The organism is Elizabethkingia bruuniana, assembly GCF_002024805.1.
GTDB lineage: Bacteria > Bacteroidota > Bacteroidia > Flavobacteriales > Weeksellaceae > Elizabethkingia > Elizabethkingia bruuniana.
Window position 1 is genome coordinate 79,294 of record NZ_CP014337.1, and the last position, 16,080, is coordinate 95,373.

At 36.0% G+C, this 16,080-nt stretch carries 16 protein-coding genes and 1 other RNA gene; 11 read left to right on the forward strand and 6 right to left on the reverse strand.

The window, feature by feature from the left end; genetic code table 11:
- Window positions 1-45: 45 nt before the first annotated feature.
- Together AYC65_RS00385 and rimM are read left to right on the forward strand one after the other, a co-directional pair.
- A complete protein-coding gene (locus AYC65_RS00385; RefSeq protein ID WP_034866600.1) occupies window positions 46-618 on the forward strand; it encodes a 30S ribosomal protein S16 in 573 nt (190 codons plus the stop codon).
- Window positions 619-633: 15 nt separating this feature from the next.
- Window positions 634-1,176 (forward strand): ribosome maturation factor RimM, encoded by a 543-nt coding sequence (rimM, locus tag AYC65_RS00390; protein WP_034866598.1) that lies wholly within the window; start codon window positions 634-636, stop codon window positions 1,174-1,176.
- 202 nt (window positions 1,177-1,378) lie between these two features.
- Here the strand turns inward: rimM and AYC65_RS00395 are convergent, their stop codons facing one another.
- Entirely contained in the window at window positions 1,379-2,314 is a 936-nt protein-coding gene (locus tag AYC65_RS00395; protein WP_034866596.1) for a helix-turn-helix domain-containing protein, read from the reverse strand.
- 103 nt (window positions 2,315-2,417) lie between these two features.
- On the opposite strand from AYC65_RS00395, the gene AYC65_RS00400 reads away from it, so the two are divergent.
- The 4 genes from AYC65_RS00400 (at window position 2,418) to rpoN (ending at window position 6,725) form a co-directional block, all read left to right on the forward strand.
- Complete coding sequence (locus tag AYC65_RS00400) at window positions 2,418-2,987, forward strand: hypothetical protein (protein ID WP_234300207.1); 570 nt, start codon at window positions 2,418-2,420, stop codon at window positions 2,985-2,987.
- Window positions 2,988-3,003: 16 nt separating this feature from the next.
- Window positions 3,004-3,606 carry a CDP-alcohol phosphatidyltransferase family protein gene (locus AYC65_RS00405; RefSeq protein ID WP_034866673.1) on the forward strand — a complete coding sequence of 201 codons (603 nt, stop codon included), beginning with the start codon at window positions 3,004-3,006 and terminating at the stop codon, window positions 3,604-3,606.
- A gap of 53 nt (window positions 3,607-3,659) precedes the next feature.
- The gene (asnS, locus tag AYC65_RS00410) at window positions 3,660-5,108 is read left to right on the forward strand and encodes an asparagine--tRNA ligase (protein ID WP_034866594.1); all 1,449 of its coding nucleotides are present in this window, start codon (window positions 3,660-3,662) and stop codon (window positions 5,106-5,108) included.
- Between the two features lie 153 nt (window positions 5,109-5,261).
- Window positions 5,262-6,725 carry an RNA polymerase factor sigma-54 gene (gene rpoN, locus AYC65_RS00415; protein ID WP_034866592.1) on the forward strand — a complete coding sequence of 488 codons (1,464 nt, stop codon included), beginning with the start codon at window positions 5,262-5,264 and terminating at the stop codon, window positions 6,723-6,725.
- 30 nt (window positions 6,726-6,755) lie between these two features.
- On the opposite strand, the gene AYC65_RS00420 is transcribed toward rpoN, so the two are convergent.
- Both AYC65_RS00420 and AYC65_RS00425 read right to left on the reverse strand, forming a co-directional pair.
- A complete protein-coding gene (locus tag AYC65_RS00420) occupies window positions 6,756-7,430 on the reverse strand; it encodes a hypothetical protein (protein WP_034866589.1) in 675 nt (224 codons plus the stop codon).
- On the reverse strand, window positions 7,420-7,914 hold the full coding sequence (locus AYC65_RS00425) for an RNA polymerase sigma factor (protein WP_034866588.1): 495 nt from the start codon (window positions 7,912-7,914) through the stop codon (window positions 7,420-7,422). Before AYC65_RS00425 ends, AYC65_RS00420 begins: the two co-directional genes overlap by 11 nt.
- Before the next feature lie 188 nt (window positions 7,915-8,102).
- Between AYC65_RS00425 and rnpB the strand changes: the two genes are divergently transcribed.
- Window positions 8,103-8,410, forward strand: an RNA gene (rnpB, locus tag AYC65_RS00430) — RNase P RNA component class A.
- Here rnpB and AYC65_RS00435 read toward each other — a convergent pair.
- The 3 genes from AYC65_RS00435 to AYC65_RS00445 all read right to left on the reverse strand — a co-directional run bounded on the left by AYC65_RS00435 (window position 8,409) and on the right by AYC65_RS00445 (window position 11,152).
- Window positions 8,409-9,278, reverse strand: a complete 870-nt coding sequence (locus tag AYC65_RS00435; RefSeq protein WP_034866586.1) for a polyphosphate kinase 2 family protein — start codon at window positions 9,276-9,278, stop codon at window positions 8,409-8,411. The two genes, rnpB and AYC65_RS00435, sit on opposite strands and share 2 nt — an antisense overlap.
- A 159-nt stretch (window positions 9,279-9,437) precedes the next feature.
- The gene (locus AYC65_RS00440) at window positions 9,438-10,634 is read right to left on the reverse strand and encodes a winged helix-turn-helix domain-containing protein (RefSeq protein WP_034866585.1); all 1,197 of its coding nucleotides are present in this window, start codon (window positions 10,632-10,634) and stop codon (window positions 9,438-9,440) included.
- A gap of 146 nt (window positions 10,635-10,780) precedes the next feature.
- Window positions 10,781-11,152: a DUF1573 domain-containing protein gene (locus AYC65_RS00445; RefSeq protein ID WP_034866583.1), complete on the reverse strand. Its 372-nt coding sequence runs from the start codon at window positions 11,150-11,152 to the stop codon at window positions 10,781-10,783.
- 129 nt (window positions 11,153-11,281) lie between these two features.
- On the opposite strand from AYC65_RS00445, the gene AYC65_RS00450 reads away from it, so the two are divergent.
- The 4 genes from AYC65_RS00450 (at window position 11,282) to AYC65_RS00465 (ending at window position 15,997) form a co-directional block, all read left to right on the forward strand.
- Window positions 11,282-13,897: a valine--tRNA ligase gene (locus tag AYC65_RS00450; protein WP_034866582.1), complete on the forward strand. Its 2,616-nt coding sequence runs from the start codon at window positions 11,282-11,284 to the stop codon at window positions 13,895-13,897.
- Window positions 13,898-14,023: 126 nt separating this feature from the next.
- The gene (locus tag AYC65_RS00455; RefSeq protein WP_034866579.1) at window positions 14,024-14,383 is read left to right on the forward strand and encodes a GIY-YIG nuclease family protein; all 360 of its coding nucleotides are present in this window, start codon (window positions 14,024-14,026) and stop codon (window positions 14,381-14,383) included.
- A gap of 53 nt (window positions 14,384-14,436) precedes the next feature.
- The gene (locus AYC65_RS00460; protein WP_034866576.1) at window positions 14,437-15,078 is read left to right on the forward strand and encodes a DUF4241 domain-containing protein; all 642 of its coding nucleotides are present in this window, start codon (window positions 14,437-14,439) and stop codon (window positions 15,076-15,078) included.
- 28 nt (window positions 15,079-15,106) lie between these two features.
- On the forward strand, window positions 15,107-15,997 hold the full coding sequence (locus AYC65_RS00465) for a ribokinase (RefSeq protein WP_034866573.1): 891 nt from the start codon (window positions 15,107-15,109) through the stop codon (window positions 15,995-15,997).
- The last annotated feature ends 83 nt before the right edge of the window (window positions 15,998-16,080 follow it).

Here is a 16,080-nt window from a genome sequence, read left to right on the forward strand (position 1 = left end):
CAGCTTAAAATTAACCGGGACGAGTTCCCTCAAAATTAATTATTTATGTCAGTAAAAATTAGATTACAAAGACACGGTAAAAAAGGGAAGCCTTTTTTCCACATTGTTGTAGCAGATTCAAGAGCTAGAAGAGATGGTAGATTCATCGAAAGACTAGGATCTTACAACCCAATTACTAACCCTGCAACTATCGACTTAAATGTTGATGCTGCTGTAAAGTGGTTAAACAACGGTGCTCAGCCAACTGACACTGCAAGAGCTATTCTTTCTTACAAAGGAGCTCTTTACAAAAAACACCTTCAAGGTGGTGTAGCTAAAGGAGCATTTGACGAAGCTGAAGCTGAAAAAAGATTCAACGCTTGGTTAGAAGCTAAAGAAACTAAAGTACAAGGTAAAGTAGATGGTTTATCTCAAGCTAAGGCTGACGCTAAGAAAGCTGCTTTAGAAGCTGAAGCTAAAGTAAACGAAGCTAGATTAGCTGCTGTTGCTCAAGCTGAGGCAGACGCTAAAGCTGCTGAGGAGGCTGCTAACGCACCTGTTGCTGAAGAAGTAGTTGCTGAAGAGACAACTGAAGAAACTCCAGCTGCTGATGCTTCTGAAGAAAACGCTGAAGCTTAATACAAAATTTGCCTGATGCGTAAAGAAGAATGTTATTTTCTTGGTAGAATTACCCGCAGACATGGCCTTTCGGGCAACGTAATCCTGAAAATGGATACAGATCAACCCGAATTTTACAGTAAAATGGAATCAATGTTCATTGAAATCAATGGACTATTGGTTCCGTTTTTTGTTGATAAACTGTCATGGAGTAAAGGTGATTCTTTAAATATCCTGTTTAAAAACTCTACCGAGGCTTTGGTAGATCAGGTGATCGGAAAGGAGGTATACCAACCTCTTTCTTCCCTGCCAAAACTATCCGGAAAACAATTCTATTACCACGAAATTGTTGGTTACGAGATTAAAGATACCGAAGGGAAATCTTATGGTCTTATCCGCTCTGTGAATGATCAGACGGCACAACACTATTTCATTTTGGTACTTAATGATAAAGAAGTTGTAGTTCCTATAATTAAAGACTGGATTATTGCTCTGGACCGAGAAGAAAAAGTTATGACAATGCAGTTGCCGGAAGGGCTTCTGGATGTGTTTACAACCTCTTCAAAGAAAGATGAGTAATTATAAGATATGATCGGAAGAAATTTCGATCATTTTTTTTGCTGTGTTCTCAACTATAAATGCAGTATTAAACCTTGTCAGGGTTATTATTGAATACAGTACTAACCCTGACAAGGTTTTCCGAAGGGATACTATTTTAGAGGAATACTGGTCTCAAAATTAATACAGTCATGCTTCTCCGAATTTTATTACTGATCCGGGATTATTTCAACTTAATCATTTCCTTCAATTTTTCTATTTTTTCCAACATCGAATTAAAAAAGGCTTTTCTGTCTCTGTTACCAGAAGTATTCAGTGATTTTGAATTTTTAATCTGATGTTCAAAATAGCTTAGAGTTTCTGCGCAGACTGCAGGGTCATTCATCATAATGTAGCCAAACATATTGAACGGAAGAAAGTAAGAACTTTGTTTTCCGTTTTTCAAAAGAATACTGTTATTCAGAATAACCAGATCGTTTACATAGATTTGAAAGTTGGGATTCTGCAATGTTTTCTTTTCCAGATTTGTAATCAGTTCCTGTAATTCTTCCAGAATATGTAGTATAGTTGTGGTGTCTAGCATTCTGATTTCATAATAAAAAGAGACCTGCTGAAGGATGCTGTTAATTGTTGTCTCATTCCATATTTCAGTAACATTTTGCTGTTCATAGAACTCTTCAAGAGCCTCATTTTTACCGGAATGGTATTGCAAACTGAATTCACTGAAAGGGCTTAGAAATTTGTCCTGATTCAGGAGATTCATCCAGACATAAAACTTGAATCTTGATAAAACAGAATCAGAAATAGTATAAAAAAAAGGGATGTCTTTTGCGGAATAATAGACTTGTGAGTTTTCAGTTTCCTGAAATACATGGAGTACTTTAAGCGAGTTCTCAAAATAACTCAATAAATCTTCGGTAGTCCTTACCGGTTGAGTACGTTTTACGACCATTTGATTTTCTGCGCCCAGAAACTGATCCAGAGAAATCTGGTAATATTTTGCCAGTTCAAGAGCTTCTTCAAAGCTAAATTTTGCCTTTGACGAGGATCTTCTGTGTGCAGCATCATAGCTAATGTTGAGAATATTAGCGATTTCATCATTCAAAGATTTTTCACCAATCTTTTTACGGATTTCTCTCAGTAAATATTCCTGATACATAATTTGCGTTTTTCACAAATGTATAATTTTTATTAATGCTTTTCCACATTTAGTATCGTGGTTTTCACATTTAGCTTTGGAGTATAATTTTAAATATAAGGCAATGAAAAAAATTATGATATTATTGGTACTATGCTTGGTCTTTGGTTCTTGTGTGAGTTTTAACAAAAGAATGATAAAAGATGATTTGACAGTTATAAAAAAGAATAATGTGAATTTAATAGAAGGAAAATACTATTCCGCAGGATATGAACATATTGATTCGAACCGGAATAAATCTGAAAAAGTAGAAGGATTTTCTAAAATGTTGAGTCAGAAAAGTAAAGTGAGATCCGAAGAGAATGATAAAGTAGATATAAAATTAAAACCTCTAGCTAAAAATAAATCCTATCAATTAGAGTTTAGAATGACAAAAAATGATTCGGTGAAATATGTCTTTAGACACAATGCAAAACTAAAAAAAGGCTTGTTTCTATTGGACAATTATACATCGGAATGTCATGGAATTCCTTATTTGTTTGGAGGTTGTCAAAATTTTCAGTCGAGGATAGGGCTTACAAAAGATAATCATCTTTTAATACAGGATTATTATGAAAATTCTGGAGCTGCATTGTTAATTATGTGGGCTGGTTTTAGTATTAATTATGCGGAGAAATATAAGAGAATTCAATAATTATAAAAATGAAGTCATGAAAAATATGCCATATATTCTTATTGCAACTCGGTTTATCCTTGCTCCGCTTATTTTGGACCTCGCTTATATAAAAGGAGATGAATCGCGAATATTGCTTCTAATACTAATGTATTTTGGGCTATTTACTGACATTTTCGATGGTATTATTGCCCGGAAAACGGGAATGTCCTCGGAAAAACTCCGGCGATTGGATAGTCAGACAGATTTAATTTTTTGGTTATGTATTGGTTTTGCAGCTTATCTGCTGAATCCGGAATTGATAAAAGTACACTGGAGAGGTATTGCATTAATTTTTATAATGGAAGCCTTGTGTTATATTATAAGCCTTGCCAGATTTGGAAGAGAAACTTGTACACACGCTTTCCTGTCCAAGCTGTGGGGGTTGAGTTTATTATTCGCATTTACAGCTTTAATAGGTTTTCAGCAGGCAGGGTTCTTCTTTTATCTGGCTATTATTTTAGGGTTTGTATCGCATATAGATGTTATTCTTATTGTTTTATTTCTTCCGAAATGGCAGCATGATGTACCTAGTTCTTATCATGCGTGGCGAATCCGAAAAGGAAAAGATATTAAAAAGAACATTTATCTGAACAGCTAAAGCCCAAAGAACTATATAATTTTCTTAACTTTGCGAACGTTAATTTTTACATCATGCATAAGCAGACAATTAAAGAAGTTTTAGAAAATTACAAAAAATTCTTGCATCACGATATCACCGTGTATGGGTGGGTACGTGCGTTTCGTTCAAACAGGTTTATTGCCTTAAACGATGGTTCAACAATCAATAATTTGCAAATCGTAGTTGATTTCGAAAATATTGATGAGAATCTTATCAAGAATATAAATACGGCTTCTTCACTTAAAATTGTTGGCGAAGTGGTGGAAAGTCAGGGTGCCGGACAAACGGTTGAAATTATCGCTAAGAAAATTATAGTACTTGGAGATAACTTTACAGAAGAATTGCAGAATACTATACTTCAACCAAAGAAGCATAGCCTGGAAAAGCTTCGTGAGCAAGCTCACCTAAGATTCAGAACGAACTTATTTGGCGCTGTTTTCAGAGTACGTCATGCTGTTAGCTTTGCTATTCACTCTTTCTTCAACGACAGACAGTTTTTCTATCTGAATACACCTGTAATTACGGGAGCAGATGCTGAAGGTGCGGGAGAAATGTTCGGTGTTACCAACTTTGATCTGGATAATATTCCAAGAGATGAAGAAGGAGCTATAGATTATGCTCAGGATTTCTTCGGAAGAAAGACCAACCTTACTGTTTCAGGACAATTAGAAGGAGAAACTGCAGCAATGGGATTAGGAAGAATTTATACATTCGGACCTACTTTCCGTGCAGAAAACTCTAATACAACACGTCACCTTGCAGAATTCTGGATGGTGGAGCCTGAAGTAGCTTTTAATAATCTGGAAGATAACATTGACCTTGCTGAAGATTTCTTAAAATATGTAATTCAGTATGTTTTAGATAAATGTAAGGACGATTTAGAATTCCTGGATAAGCGTTTTGCTGAAGAGCAAAAACAAAAGCCAGAAAAGGAAAGAGCAAAAGAAGGTCTTATTGAGAAGCTGGAAAATGTAGTTGCGAAGAGATTTAAGCGTGTAAGCTATACTGAAGCAATCGACATTCTTCTGAATTCGAAAGAAAATAAAAAAGGAAAATTCGTATATCCTGTGGAAAAATGGGGTGCAGACCTTCAGTCTGAACATGAAAGATACCTTGTTGAAAAGCATTTTGAATGTCCTGTAGTGTTATTTGATTACCCTGCAGAGATTAAAGCGTTCTACATGCGTCTGAATGAAGATGACAAAACTGTCGCTGCGATGGATGTCCTTTTCCCTGGTATTGGTGAGATTATCGGAGGTTCTCAGAGAGAAGAGAGACTAGATGTTCTGAAGAAGAAAATGGAGGATATGCATGTAGATCAGGAAGAACTTTGGTGGTATTTAGATACTCGTAAGTTTGGTTCTGTTCCGCATTCAGGATTCGGTTTAGGACTGGAAAGATTAGTTCTTTTTGTTACAGGAATGACCAACATCCGTGATGTGATCCCTTTCCCAAGAACGCCTAAGAGCGCAGAATTCTAAAAAATAATAAATAAAAAGCCCTTAGAGATTTCTCTAAGGGCCTTTTTATGAAAACGAATTTCCATAGCAAAAATCGTGCAATTTTATTTTTTTTAAAATAAAAATGTTTAATTTCGTAGAGTTAATCTACAATGTAGTTAAGGAGAAATACCTATGCTGAAACAAAATTTACAGATAAAACTTGGCCAGAAAATGGCACCACAACAAATTCAGTTAATGAAGCTTATCCAGCTCCATACTCTTGAATTTGAAGAAGAATTACAACGGGAGCTGGAAGAAAATCCGGCGTTAGAAAAAGCTGTGGACGAGGCCAAGGAAGATGATTATTCGGATATTGATAGTAGTTATGATGATGAAGGAACAGAGTCTATAGAAACTGATTTCGATGTAAATGAATACCTGTTTGATGACGAACCTTCTTATAAAACTGCGGCAAGTAATTACTCGCCGGACGATGAGGAATTCGATAACCAGTCGTTGCTTACAGAAGGACAATCCTTGTACGATTATCTTATAGAGCAGATCCGATTGACGAAGATCGGCGAAGAGGATCTGAAAATAGCAGAATATATTATAGGTAACCTGGACAATGACGGTTATCTGAGAAGAGATATAAAGTCTTTGGTTAATGATATGGCTTTTTCATTAGGAGTATATACTACACCTGAAAATGTAGAAGATGTATTAACCAATTATGTACAAAAGCTGGATCCGCCAGGGGTAGCTGCAAGAGATCTGAAAGAATGCCTTCTGCTACAGATTGAGAAAAAAGTAAGCGGAAATCCGGCAGTGTCATTGGCTCATAATATTTTGCTTCACCAGTTTGATGCTTTAAGTAACAAGCATTATAACAAAATCATGCATAAGTATGATGTGGAGGAGGATGATCTGAAAGATGCGCTGGATGAAATCTCTAAATTATCTCCGAAAGTAGGGGGTAATTTCGACACGCAGACCATTACAATCAATCAGGAAATTATTCCGGATTTCGTCATCAATGTAAAAGACGGAAAAGTTACAGCAGCACTTAACAGTAAGAATGCTCCGCAGCTACGTGTTTCAGATGAGTATAAAGAAATTCTGACAACTTACTCACACGATAAAACATCTCAGGAACATAAGCAGGCAGCTTTGTTTATCAAACAAAAGCTGGATGCTGCAAAATGGTATATAGATGCTATTAATCAGCGCCAGAATACATTGATGCAAACCATTAATGCTATTATAAAGCTGCAGAAAGATTATTTTATTACCGGAGACGACAAAAGTATAAAGCCTATGATTCTGAAAGATGTAGCAGATATTACAGGTTTTGATATTTCTACAATTTCCCGTGTAGTAAAAAGTAAATATGCAGATACACCTAACGGTATTGTTTATCTGAAGAATCTTTTCTCAGATAGTCTTACAAATGATGACGGTGAAGAGGTTTCAACCAAAGAGATTAAAAATCACCTGCAGGATATTATAGACAAGGAAAATAAAAGAAAACCTTATACTGATGATGCATTAGTAGGAATGCTGAAAGATAAAGGATACAATATTGCCCGACGTACGATTGCTAAATACAGGGAGCAGCTAAATATTCCGGTAGCAAGATTAAGAAAAGAGTTATAAAAATAAAAAGCGCTGAATTCAGCGCTTTTTTTATTGTTCGTTTTCGATGTTTTTCAGTTGCTGAAGATTTCTGGAAAGCTTCTTCATCAATATGCCGTATATAAGCTTGTAGTATAATAATATTAGAAGTACACATACAATACAGGAAATAATAATTCCTACAATAAAGCCGGCGTATTTACTATCACTAATCTGTATATGCTGCTGTTGTATATAGATTACCGGGAACAAAGTTATGAGCAGCAAGAAGCATAATAAAAACAGAATATTAACCAGTATAAAACGGTTAACCGACTTCTTGAAAGAAATAATCTGCAGGATAAAGCTTTTCAGGTTACTTTCTACATCTATCTTTTTATATTTCCGGAAGAAAACCCACACATAGAAAAGAATAATGAAAAGACTTATCATTTTAAATACAAAGTAAATGTTGTGGAAGGTAGCTTTTACACTTTCGTTAATCTGTATTCCCAGCTGAGAAAGCTGAGTGAAATAAGCATCTCCGTTCTCATGACGCAGCCACGCAGAAATATTAAGGATAAGAAAAAGTGCAAATTCAGCAACACTAACCCAAAAAATAAATTTCACATAGTTACGCGACTTTTTATTCAGAATTTCCAATATTTCCGAATCCTGATATTTAGGACCTGTCTCCTGTTTTTGCCAGGCATTTTTCAGTTGGTCTATGTCAAAATCATTCTGCATGTTGGGTCATTAAGTCTTTTAGAGTTTTTTTCAATCGGTTCATCTTTACACGGGCATTCACTTCTGTAATCCCAATATTTTCAGCAATATCTTTATATGGCACATCGTCCAGATACATCATTACAATAGCTCTGTCAATATCTCCCAGCATTTTAATAACTTTATAAAGCAGGCTTATTTGTTGCTGGTTGTCATCATTATCATCATCTATTGGCTGATGAAAATCCGCCAGTTCATCTGTTTTAACAGTTCTGGTTGTCTTTCTGAATAATGTAATGGCTGTATTAAGTGCTACACGATACATCCAGGTTGATATTTTAGAGTTTCCTTTGAATGTGTCGTAAGAACGCCACAATTGTAACACGATTTCCTGAAAAAGATCTTGCTGATCATCGGGCGTGTTGGTATACATCCTCGCCACTTTAATGATCAGGCCTTGGTTTTCTTTAACCAGTTTGGAGAAATCTTTTTCCTTCTGTGACATTTATTTTTTTCAGAAAGTGATGAATGGTGAAATTTTTTCACGAAGATAGAAAAAAAGACATAATTACTTGCCAGTTTATGACTGATACTTTATAGTTTTTGTGAAATAGCTAATATAGCGACAATCTTTAGATTTTGTAATTCGTCGTTCCGACTCTGTAATTGGGATGAAAACTCTATCTTTGCAGCCGACAAGCGCAGCCTGTTGATCCGTAAGGGTAGGAAAGTCCGGACACCGTAGGGCAGCATAGCGGTTAATGGCCGCCATCCGTGAGGGTAGGACAAGTGCAACAGAAAGCAAGTACAGTTCGGCTGTAGTGAAACCAGGTAAACTCTATGCGGTGCAATGCTATGTATACCGGCAATTAAGGGCGGCTCGTCCATGTCGGGGGGTAAGCAGCTACATCGTATCGGCAACGGTACGGGCAGATAAATAACAGGCATCCCGCTCCCTTGGGAGCGGGATACAGAATCCGGCTTATAGCGCTTGTCTTTTTATTTTTCGTTTTCCAGACTAGTCTTAGAAGCTTCCAACTCACTGGCTTCTTCATCGCTAAGGACAGGAAACTTTAAATCCATTTTTTCCAGAGTTTGTGTTATAATCTGACAGGCGGTAAGTCTTGTAAACCATTTCTGATCGGCTGGTAATATATGCCAAGGTGCATATTCTGTAGATGTTTCATTAATGGCTTCTTCATATGCCTTTTGATATTTATCCCAAAGTGCTCTTTCTTTAAGGTCGCCTGAGGAAAATTTCCAGTTTTTTTCCGGCTCATTAATACGGTCTAAGAGACGCTTTTTCTGCTCATCTTTAGAAACATGAAGGAAGAACTTTATGACTTTTGTCCCATTTTCGGATAGGTGCTTTTCAAAATTGCGGATACTTTCGTAGCGGTTGTTCCAGAATTTATCATCAAAGTCTTTAACATCTTTCCATACTTTTTCACTCAGATTGTATTCCGGATGCACTTTACAGATTAGAACACTTTCATAATGTGAACGGTTGAAAATTCCGATTTTACCCTTTTCAGGTAGTGCAAGATAATGTCTCCATAGAAAATCGTGTGTATATTCTTTTGAGCTCGGCGTTTTAAAACTGGTAACCTGACAGCCTTGTGGGTTAATACCACTCATAACATGTTCTATAAGGCTGTCTTTTCCTGCTGCATCCATAGCCTGAATGATAATCAGAAGAGACTTACTTCCGTCTGCATATAGTTTTTCCTGCAGTTTATGAAGTTTCTTTTTTTCTTCATCCAGTAAAGCTATCCCTTCGTCTTTGACCATTTTACCCTCATATCGGGTTGATGTTTTTTTTATAGAAAACTTGTCTTCAGCAATAAAGTCGTTAAAATCTTTACTCATATATTTTTGTATTTATATAAAGATAAAAATATTTTTTAAGAAATACTTTGAAATTACAGGTTCGGAGGTAATATCCGAATATTCTTTTGTTATTAGTGAATAGAGTATCCCTAATGAAAATATCATTTTTTGAAAGGTAGTAATACTCAGGTTTTATAATCACTTATATAGTGCCTGCTTTATCCGCTTTGTATATTTTGAGGGGTTAACCTTTGTCAGTGTTATAGAATCACAGCCATTAAAATGGGCAAAGCGTTCTATAGCTTCAGCAAAAACTCCTATCCATACTTCAATATCAATGTTGGTATTCTCAATATGCATGTTTATAAGTTCAAACTTTTTAATGCTTCTATGTGCCTTACAGTCGACCCTGCCAATAAATATATTTCCGTACAAAATAGGCAAACAGAAATAGCCATATTGCCTTTTTTCCTTAGGTAAGTAACATTCAAGACGAAAGTCAAAATTAAAAAGTTGTTTAAAACGATCGCGATGGATAAGAGAGTTATCAAAAGGAGATAAAAGTTTAATTTCTGAGGCAGAAGAGTCTGTTTCTTTTTCGATTAAATCCTTTCGGATATACATCGGAGAAATTCCGTCAATTTCTGTTTTTTGTATCTCTTTATTCTCAACCATCGATTGTAAGACATGTTCCACATTTTTTCTTAAAGCACGGTCTGATCTAAGGTGAGTTATTTGCTTTAAGGTCGTGAGTCCATAGGCACGAAGATGTGTTTTGACCAGATATTCTGCAAGTTCAATGGGCGTTGGTATTGTTAAGTCGGTCGTTTCGGGCAATACTCTTTCACTAATATCATATATTTTCTGCATACCATCCCGGCCGCTAATCATTAGATCACCTTGCATGAAAAGTCTTTCGAGGGCAAGTTTTGCAGGTTTCCAATTCCACCAGCTTCCCGCAGTCTTTCCTTCATTCTCAAAATCTTTAGCCTTTTTAGGGCCCTCAGTGCGTATTGTATCTATTACATATTGCATGACTTTGGGGTCAGCATTATAATATTGAGACTGATTCTGTTTGAAACTCAACATTTGAGGTAAAGCATACCGATAGTCTTTTATGGGGAGATATGATGCTGCATGAAACCAATATTCAAATACTTTGCGTTCTTTTAGTAAATCGTCCAGATAATGTGTTTTGTAATCATCTATTCTTGACCATAAGGTATGATGATGAGCACGTTCAACAACTGATAAGGTATCTATTTGTACATAGCCAAGATGTTCCAAAGCATTGAGTACAGCATTCTTTCCTGTTCCGAATATAGGGGTTTGAGCCAATCCCTGGCTTTCTAAAGTTATTCGTTGGAGATCTTGTAGTGTCAGTGTTTTTTTCATATTTTCTTTTGTCTGCTGTTTAGCAAAGCTAAAATACTATTGTGACAACAATATGTCAGTAAAAAAAATGGATTTAGAATATCATGTTACTGAAAATAAAAAAGCACCTTAAAAAGGCGCTTTAATATATCTTTTTCTGATCTTTTTTATTTTTTACCGGTTACATTCCCCGCAATCCAAATTACACTTCTTTGGCTTTCCGGATCATTGGAATAAACCTCGATAAGCTTTTTAAAAGTTCCTGTAAATTTAGTGTCATACCCAACTTTTAGCTTCGCACTTTTCCCTGGAAGGATAGGATCCTTACTCCATTGTGGGGTCGTACACCCGCAAGAAGCTTTTACGTTTGTAAGAATAAGAGGCTTGTCTCCTGTATTGGTAATGGTGAAGAATCTTTCTCCGTTAGAGTTCTGTGCGATATCACCATATTCTAATGTCGTTTTGTCAAAGGCTATAGACTGAGCAGAAACTGCTGCGAATGCACCAGTTAAAAACAATCCTAAAAATAATTTTTTCATTTCGAATGAATTTTTATAAGGTTAGTTTAAATAACAAAATTAGTCAATTATTTGGTACTGAGTTTTTATTTTCATCTCGTTTCCCGTATTTTTGCAACTTATCTCATAAAAACATTAATTATCAAACTAATGGAAATTTCCGACAAGTACAATCCGCAACAAGCAGAACAAAAGTGGTACCAATATTGGCAGGAAAATAAATTTTTTCATTCCGAGCCAGATGAAAGAGAGCCATATACTGTCGTCATACCACCTCCAAATGTGACAGGGATTTTGCACATGGGGCATATGCTAAATAATACATTGCAGGATGTACTAGTTCGCCGTGCACGTATGCGTGGTTATAATGCATGCTGGATTCCCGGAACCGATCATGCCTCTATTGCTACAGAAGCTAAAGTAGTAGCTAAATTGAAAGCTGAAGGAATTTCTAAGCAGGATATCGGACGCGAGAAGTTTTTAGAGCATGCCTGGGACTGGACGCATCAATATGGTGGAACAATTCTGGAGCAGCTAAAAAAATTAGGATGCTCTTGTGACTGGGACAGAACCCGCTTCACAATGGAAGATGATTTGTCTAAAGCAGTTATCAAAGTATTCGTGGATCTTTATAATAAAGGACTTGTTTACCGTGGTTATAAAATGGTAAACTGGGATCCGGAGGCAAAGACAAATATCTCTGACGAGGAGGTAATCTATAAAGAGCAAAACGGAAAATTATACTTCCTTAAATATCAGATTGTTGGTTCAGATGAGTTCCTGACAGTTGCTACAACACGTCCGGAAACAATATTCGGTGATACAGCTGTATGTATCAATCCTAATGACGAACGTTACACACACCTGAAAGGTAAAAAAGTAATCGTGCCAATTGTAGGACGTGAAGTTCCTATTATTGAAGACGATTATGTTGATATAGAATTTGGTACCGGAGCATTGAAGATTACTCCTGCTCATGATATCAATGACTACGAAATTGGTCAGCGTCACCAGTTAGAGATTATAGACTCTATGGACGATAATGCTGTTCTTAATGAAAACGGAAAGCACTATCAAGGCAAAGACAGATTTACAGTAAGAAAAGAGATTGCTAAAGAACTTGAAGAGAAAGGTCTTTTGTTAAAATCTGAAGACTATCTGAATAAAGTAGGTACATCCGAAAGAACAGGGGCTGTAATAGAGCCAAAAATCTCTGTACAGTGGTTCCTGAAGATGAGTGAAATGGCAAAGCCTGCATTGGATGTTGTAATGGATGATGAAGTTAAATTCTATCCGGAAAAATTCAAGAATACATACAGACACTGGATGGAGAATGTACACGACTGGAATATATCCCGCCAGCTATGGTGGGGGCACAGAATTCCGGCCTATTACTATGCATCTGGTGAGAACGATTTTGTAGTTGCTGAAACAATTGAAGCAGCATTAGAACTTGCAAAACAAAAAACGGGTAATACAGAACTAACAACTGATAACCTAAGACAGGATGAAGATGCGCTAGATACATGGTTCTCTGCATGGTTATGGCCAATGTCAGTATTCGATGGTATTACAGCACCAGATAATAAAGATATCAATTACTATTATCCAACTTCGGATTTGGTAACTGGACCAGATATTATCTTCTTCTGGGTAGCCCGTATGATTATGGCCGGATTAGAGTTCAAAAACCAGGTTCCGTTTAAAAATGTATACTTTACCGGAATTGTAAGAGATAAGCAGCGTCGTAAGATGTCTAAATCTTTAGGAAACTCTCCGGACCCAATTGAATTAATGGACAAATATGGTTCTGATGGAGTAAGAGTAGGAATTTTGTTAAGTTCAGCGGCAGGTAATGACCTTATGTTCGATGAAGATCTAATGCTTCAGGGACGTAATTTTGCAACCAAAATATGGAATGCATTCAAGCTGACACAAAGCTGGAAGAAAGAGGATAAAGAGATTTCTGAGGAAAATGCGCAAGCTATTGAATGGTTTGAAGCAGAATTCAATAAGACTGTTGCTGCTATCAATGACCAGTTTGAAAAGTTCAGAATTTCTGATGCATTACATTTATTGTATAAATTAGTTTGGGACGATTTCTGTTCATGGTATCTGGAAATTGTAAAACCAAACTATGGTGAGGCTATCAGTCAGCAGGTATATGACAAAACAATAGAATTCTTCGGAAATTTAATGAAGTTCCTGCATCCTTTCATGCCATTCCTGACAGAAGAAATTTGGCAGGCGATTGCAGAGAGACAAACTTCTGAAGCATTAATTATTACCCAACAAAATAAAGAAACAGCTTTTGATGCTGATGTTCTTAAAAACTTCGAGCAAACGAAAGAAATCGTTTCAGGAGTAAGAAATTACCGCCAGAGCAAAGGTATTTCTCCAAGAGAAGAGGTTGAAGTTTATACCAATGTTTCTCAGTTCGAAAACGAAGCTGTTATCAAAAAACTGGCTAATGTTTCGGAGATTCATTATGCACAAAAAACGGATAAGCCAAGCTTTACATTCCTTGTAGGTGCAGTGGAATGCTCTATTCCGTTGAGTGAGAATCTTGATCTTGGTGAGGAGAAAACCAAAACAGAAGAAGAACTGAAGTATCTGAAAGGTTTCCTTATCTCTGTTGAAAAGAAGCTTAGTAATGAAAAATTCATGGCTGGAGCTCCACAACAAGTTGTAGATAATGAGCTGAAAAAACAAAAAGATGCTCAGGATAAAATAACATTATTGGAAGAGAAACTGAAAACTCTTTAAAAATTATAAGAACGTTTCGACTTAGTAAAGTGTAGACTTTGTGTCACGCTGAGCGAAGTCGAAGCGTTTTTTTTATCATAAAATATTTTGTAAATTTCTTTCATATTCCTGATTAATAGTCGGATATTGAAAGAGTATTATGTTTATATTATTAAGTGTGCAGATAACTCCTATTATACAGGAGTTACAAGAGATTTGTTACAACGTTTGCAACAACATGAATCAGGATATAATTCCAAAAGCTATACACATAATCGTAGACCCGTTAGATTAGTCTATTATTGTGTGTTTTCAGATATAAATGATGCAATTTTATTTGAAAAGCAAATTAAAGGTTGGAGTAGAAAAAAGAAAGAAGCATTAATAGATGGAAATTTTAATAAGCTTAAAGAATTATCCATTTGTACAAACGGTACACACTTTAATAACTATCAAAAAGACAAAGAAGGCTTCGACTCCGCTCAGCCTGACAATTCTGCTGAATAATTTTGGCGGGATAGTTGTAAATAAACATTATCTTTAATTATTATTGAATCGTAATGAATCATATAGAAAACATACAGAAGCTTTTTTCTAAGAATTTTGTAGAGTCACCTTTGCTGGAAAGTTTTGATGCAGGAAAACTGGTAATTACTACAGGAGAAATTGTGGCCAGTGATCCGCTGATTACACCAGATAAGGAAGCTTTTGATCAACAGTTTCCAACAGGGGAATTTGCTGTAAATATCCATAAAGAAAGAGAAAGTAATTGTGTTGCTTATGCTGAAGTTGTATTTCAGGAGGCTAAGATTACAGATTGGAAACTAGCAACAACAAAAGGGCAGAATGTAAAAGATTTAGCCGAAGGAGAAGTATTCGGATATCCTGTAGAAAGCGGAATGGGCTGTTTTATGGACTATGAAACCCAGAAGCTACTCAATGCTTTAGAGCAGGAAATTTTTCAGAAAAAAGCAGATGATTTTGAAGGAATTTATGCAGAGTTTTTCCATGAACATTTTTATGAGCAGGATGGTGCAGTACATCAATATACACTGCTAAAGCCTTACCTGGATAAAGCTAATAACATCTTTGCCTTTGAAACTGGATTCGGAGAAGGCTTTTATGCGAGTTATATAGCCTATGATGTAAATGGGATTCCTGTAAAATTAATTACCGAATTTATCGAAATAGTAGTAGATTAGTCCTTGAAATTTTTTTGATAGTATTATAATGAAATTTTCAAATCATATACCCAAAATTGTAGTAGTAGGAAGTTCATCAATAGATTTGGTGCTTACAACCGAGCATCACCCGCGTATCAATGAAACAGTATTGGCTACCCAAACTGAAAATTTCTTTGGTGGTAAGGGAGCAAATCAGGCTGTAGGAGCCAGCAGGTTGGGAGCTAAGGTACATTTTGTAGGGTGTGTTGGTAAAGATACTAACGGCAAACATGTACTGGAAAATCTTGTAAATGAAGGGGTAAACGTCAATTTTGTAGAGGAAAATTCAGATTACCCTACTGGTACGGCTTATGTTACTTCTGCACATGGTAAAATCAGTATTATAGTAGCGCCGGCTGCTAATAATTTTATAACCACAGCTGATATAGACAAAGCAGAAGCAGAAATTGCAGAAGCAGATATCGTATTAACACAACTGGAAATTCCGGTTGAGGTAGTAGAATATCTTTTTGAAATTTGCAAAAAGCATAATACCAGAATTGGGCTGTATGCTTCACCTGCAAAGTTTATAGGAGAGGATATTGCTGAGAAAGCAGATTTTATTGTTATTAAAAGCAATGATTTGTCTGTTGTATTTGGAGAAGAGGGACGCGATAAAGTCCTGAAAAAACTGCCGAATAAATTATTTATTCGCGATGATACTAACTCTACCGTTTATTTTAATGGTGAGGAAATGAAGTACTACCGTAATGCTCCGGATACTATTGCATATAAAATGGGAATGGGAGATGCATTTACTTCAGGTTTTGCAATTGCTCTTTGCCATGGAAATGAAATAGACGAATGTGTAAGATTTGGTAATGAAGTATCCCTGAAAGCATCTGCTAATAAAGGTTCTCAAAAAGGATTACCATATCTGAAAGATTTCAGCTTTTAAGCTATTTACTGCATACTGAAAGTCTGAATAAAATATAATATATTGAGAATAAAAATCCACCTTTAAGTGGATTTTTTCTTTTA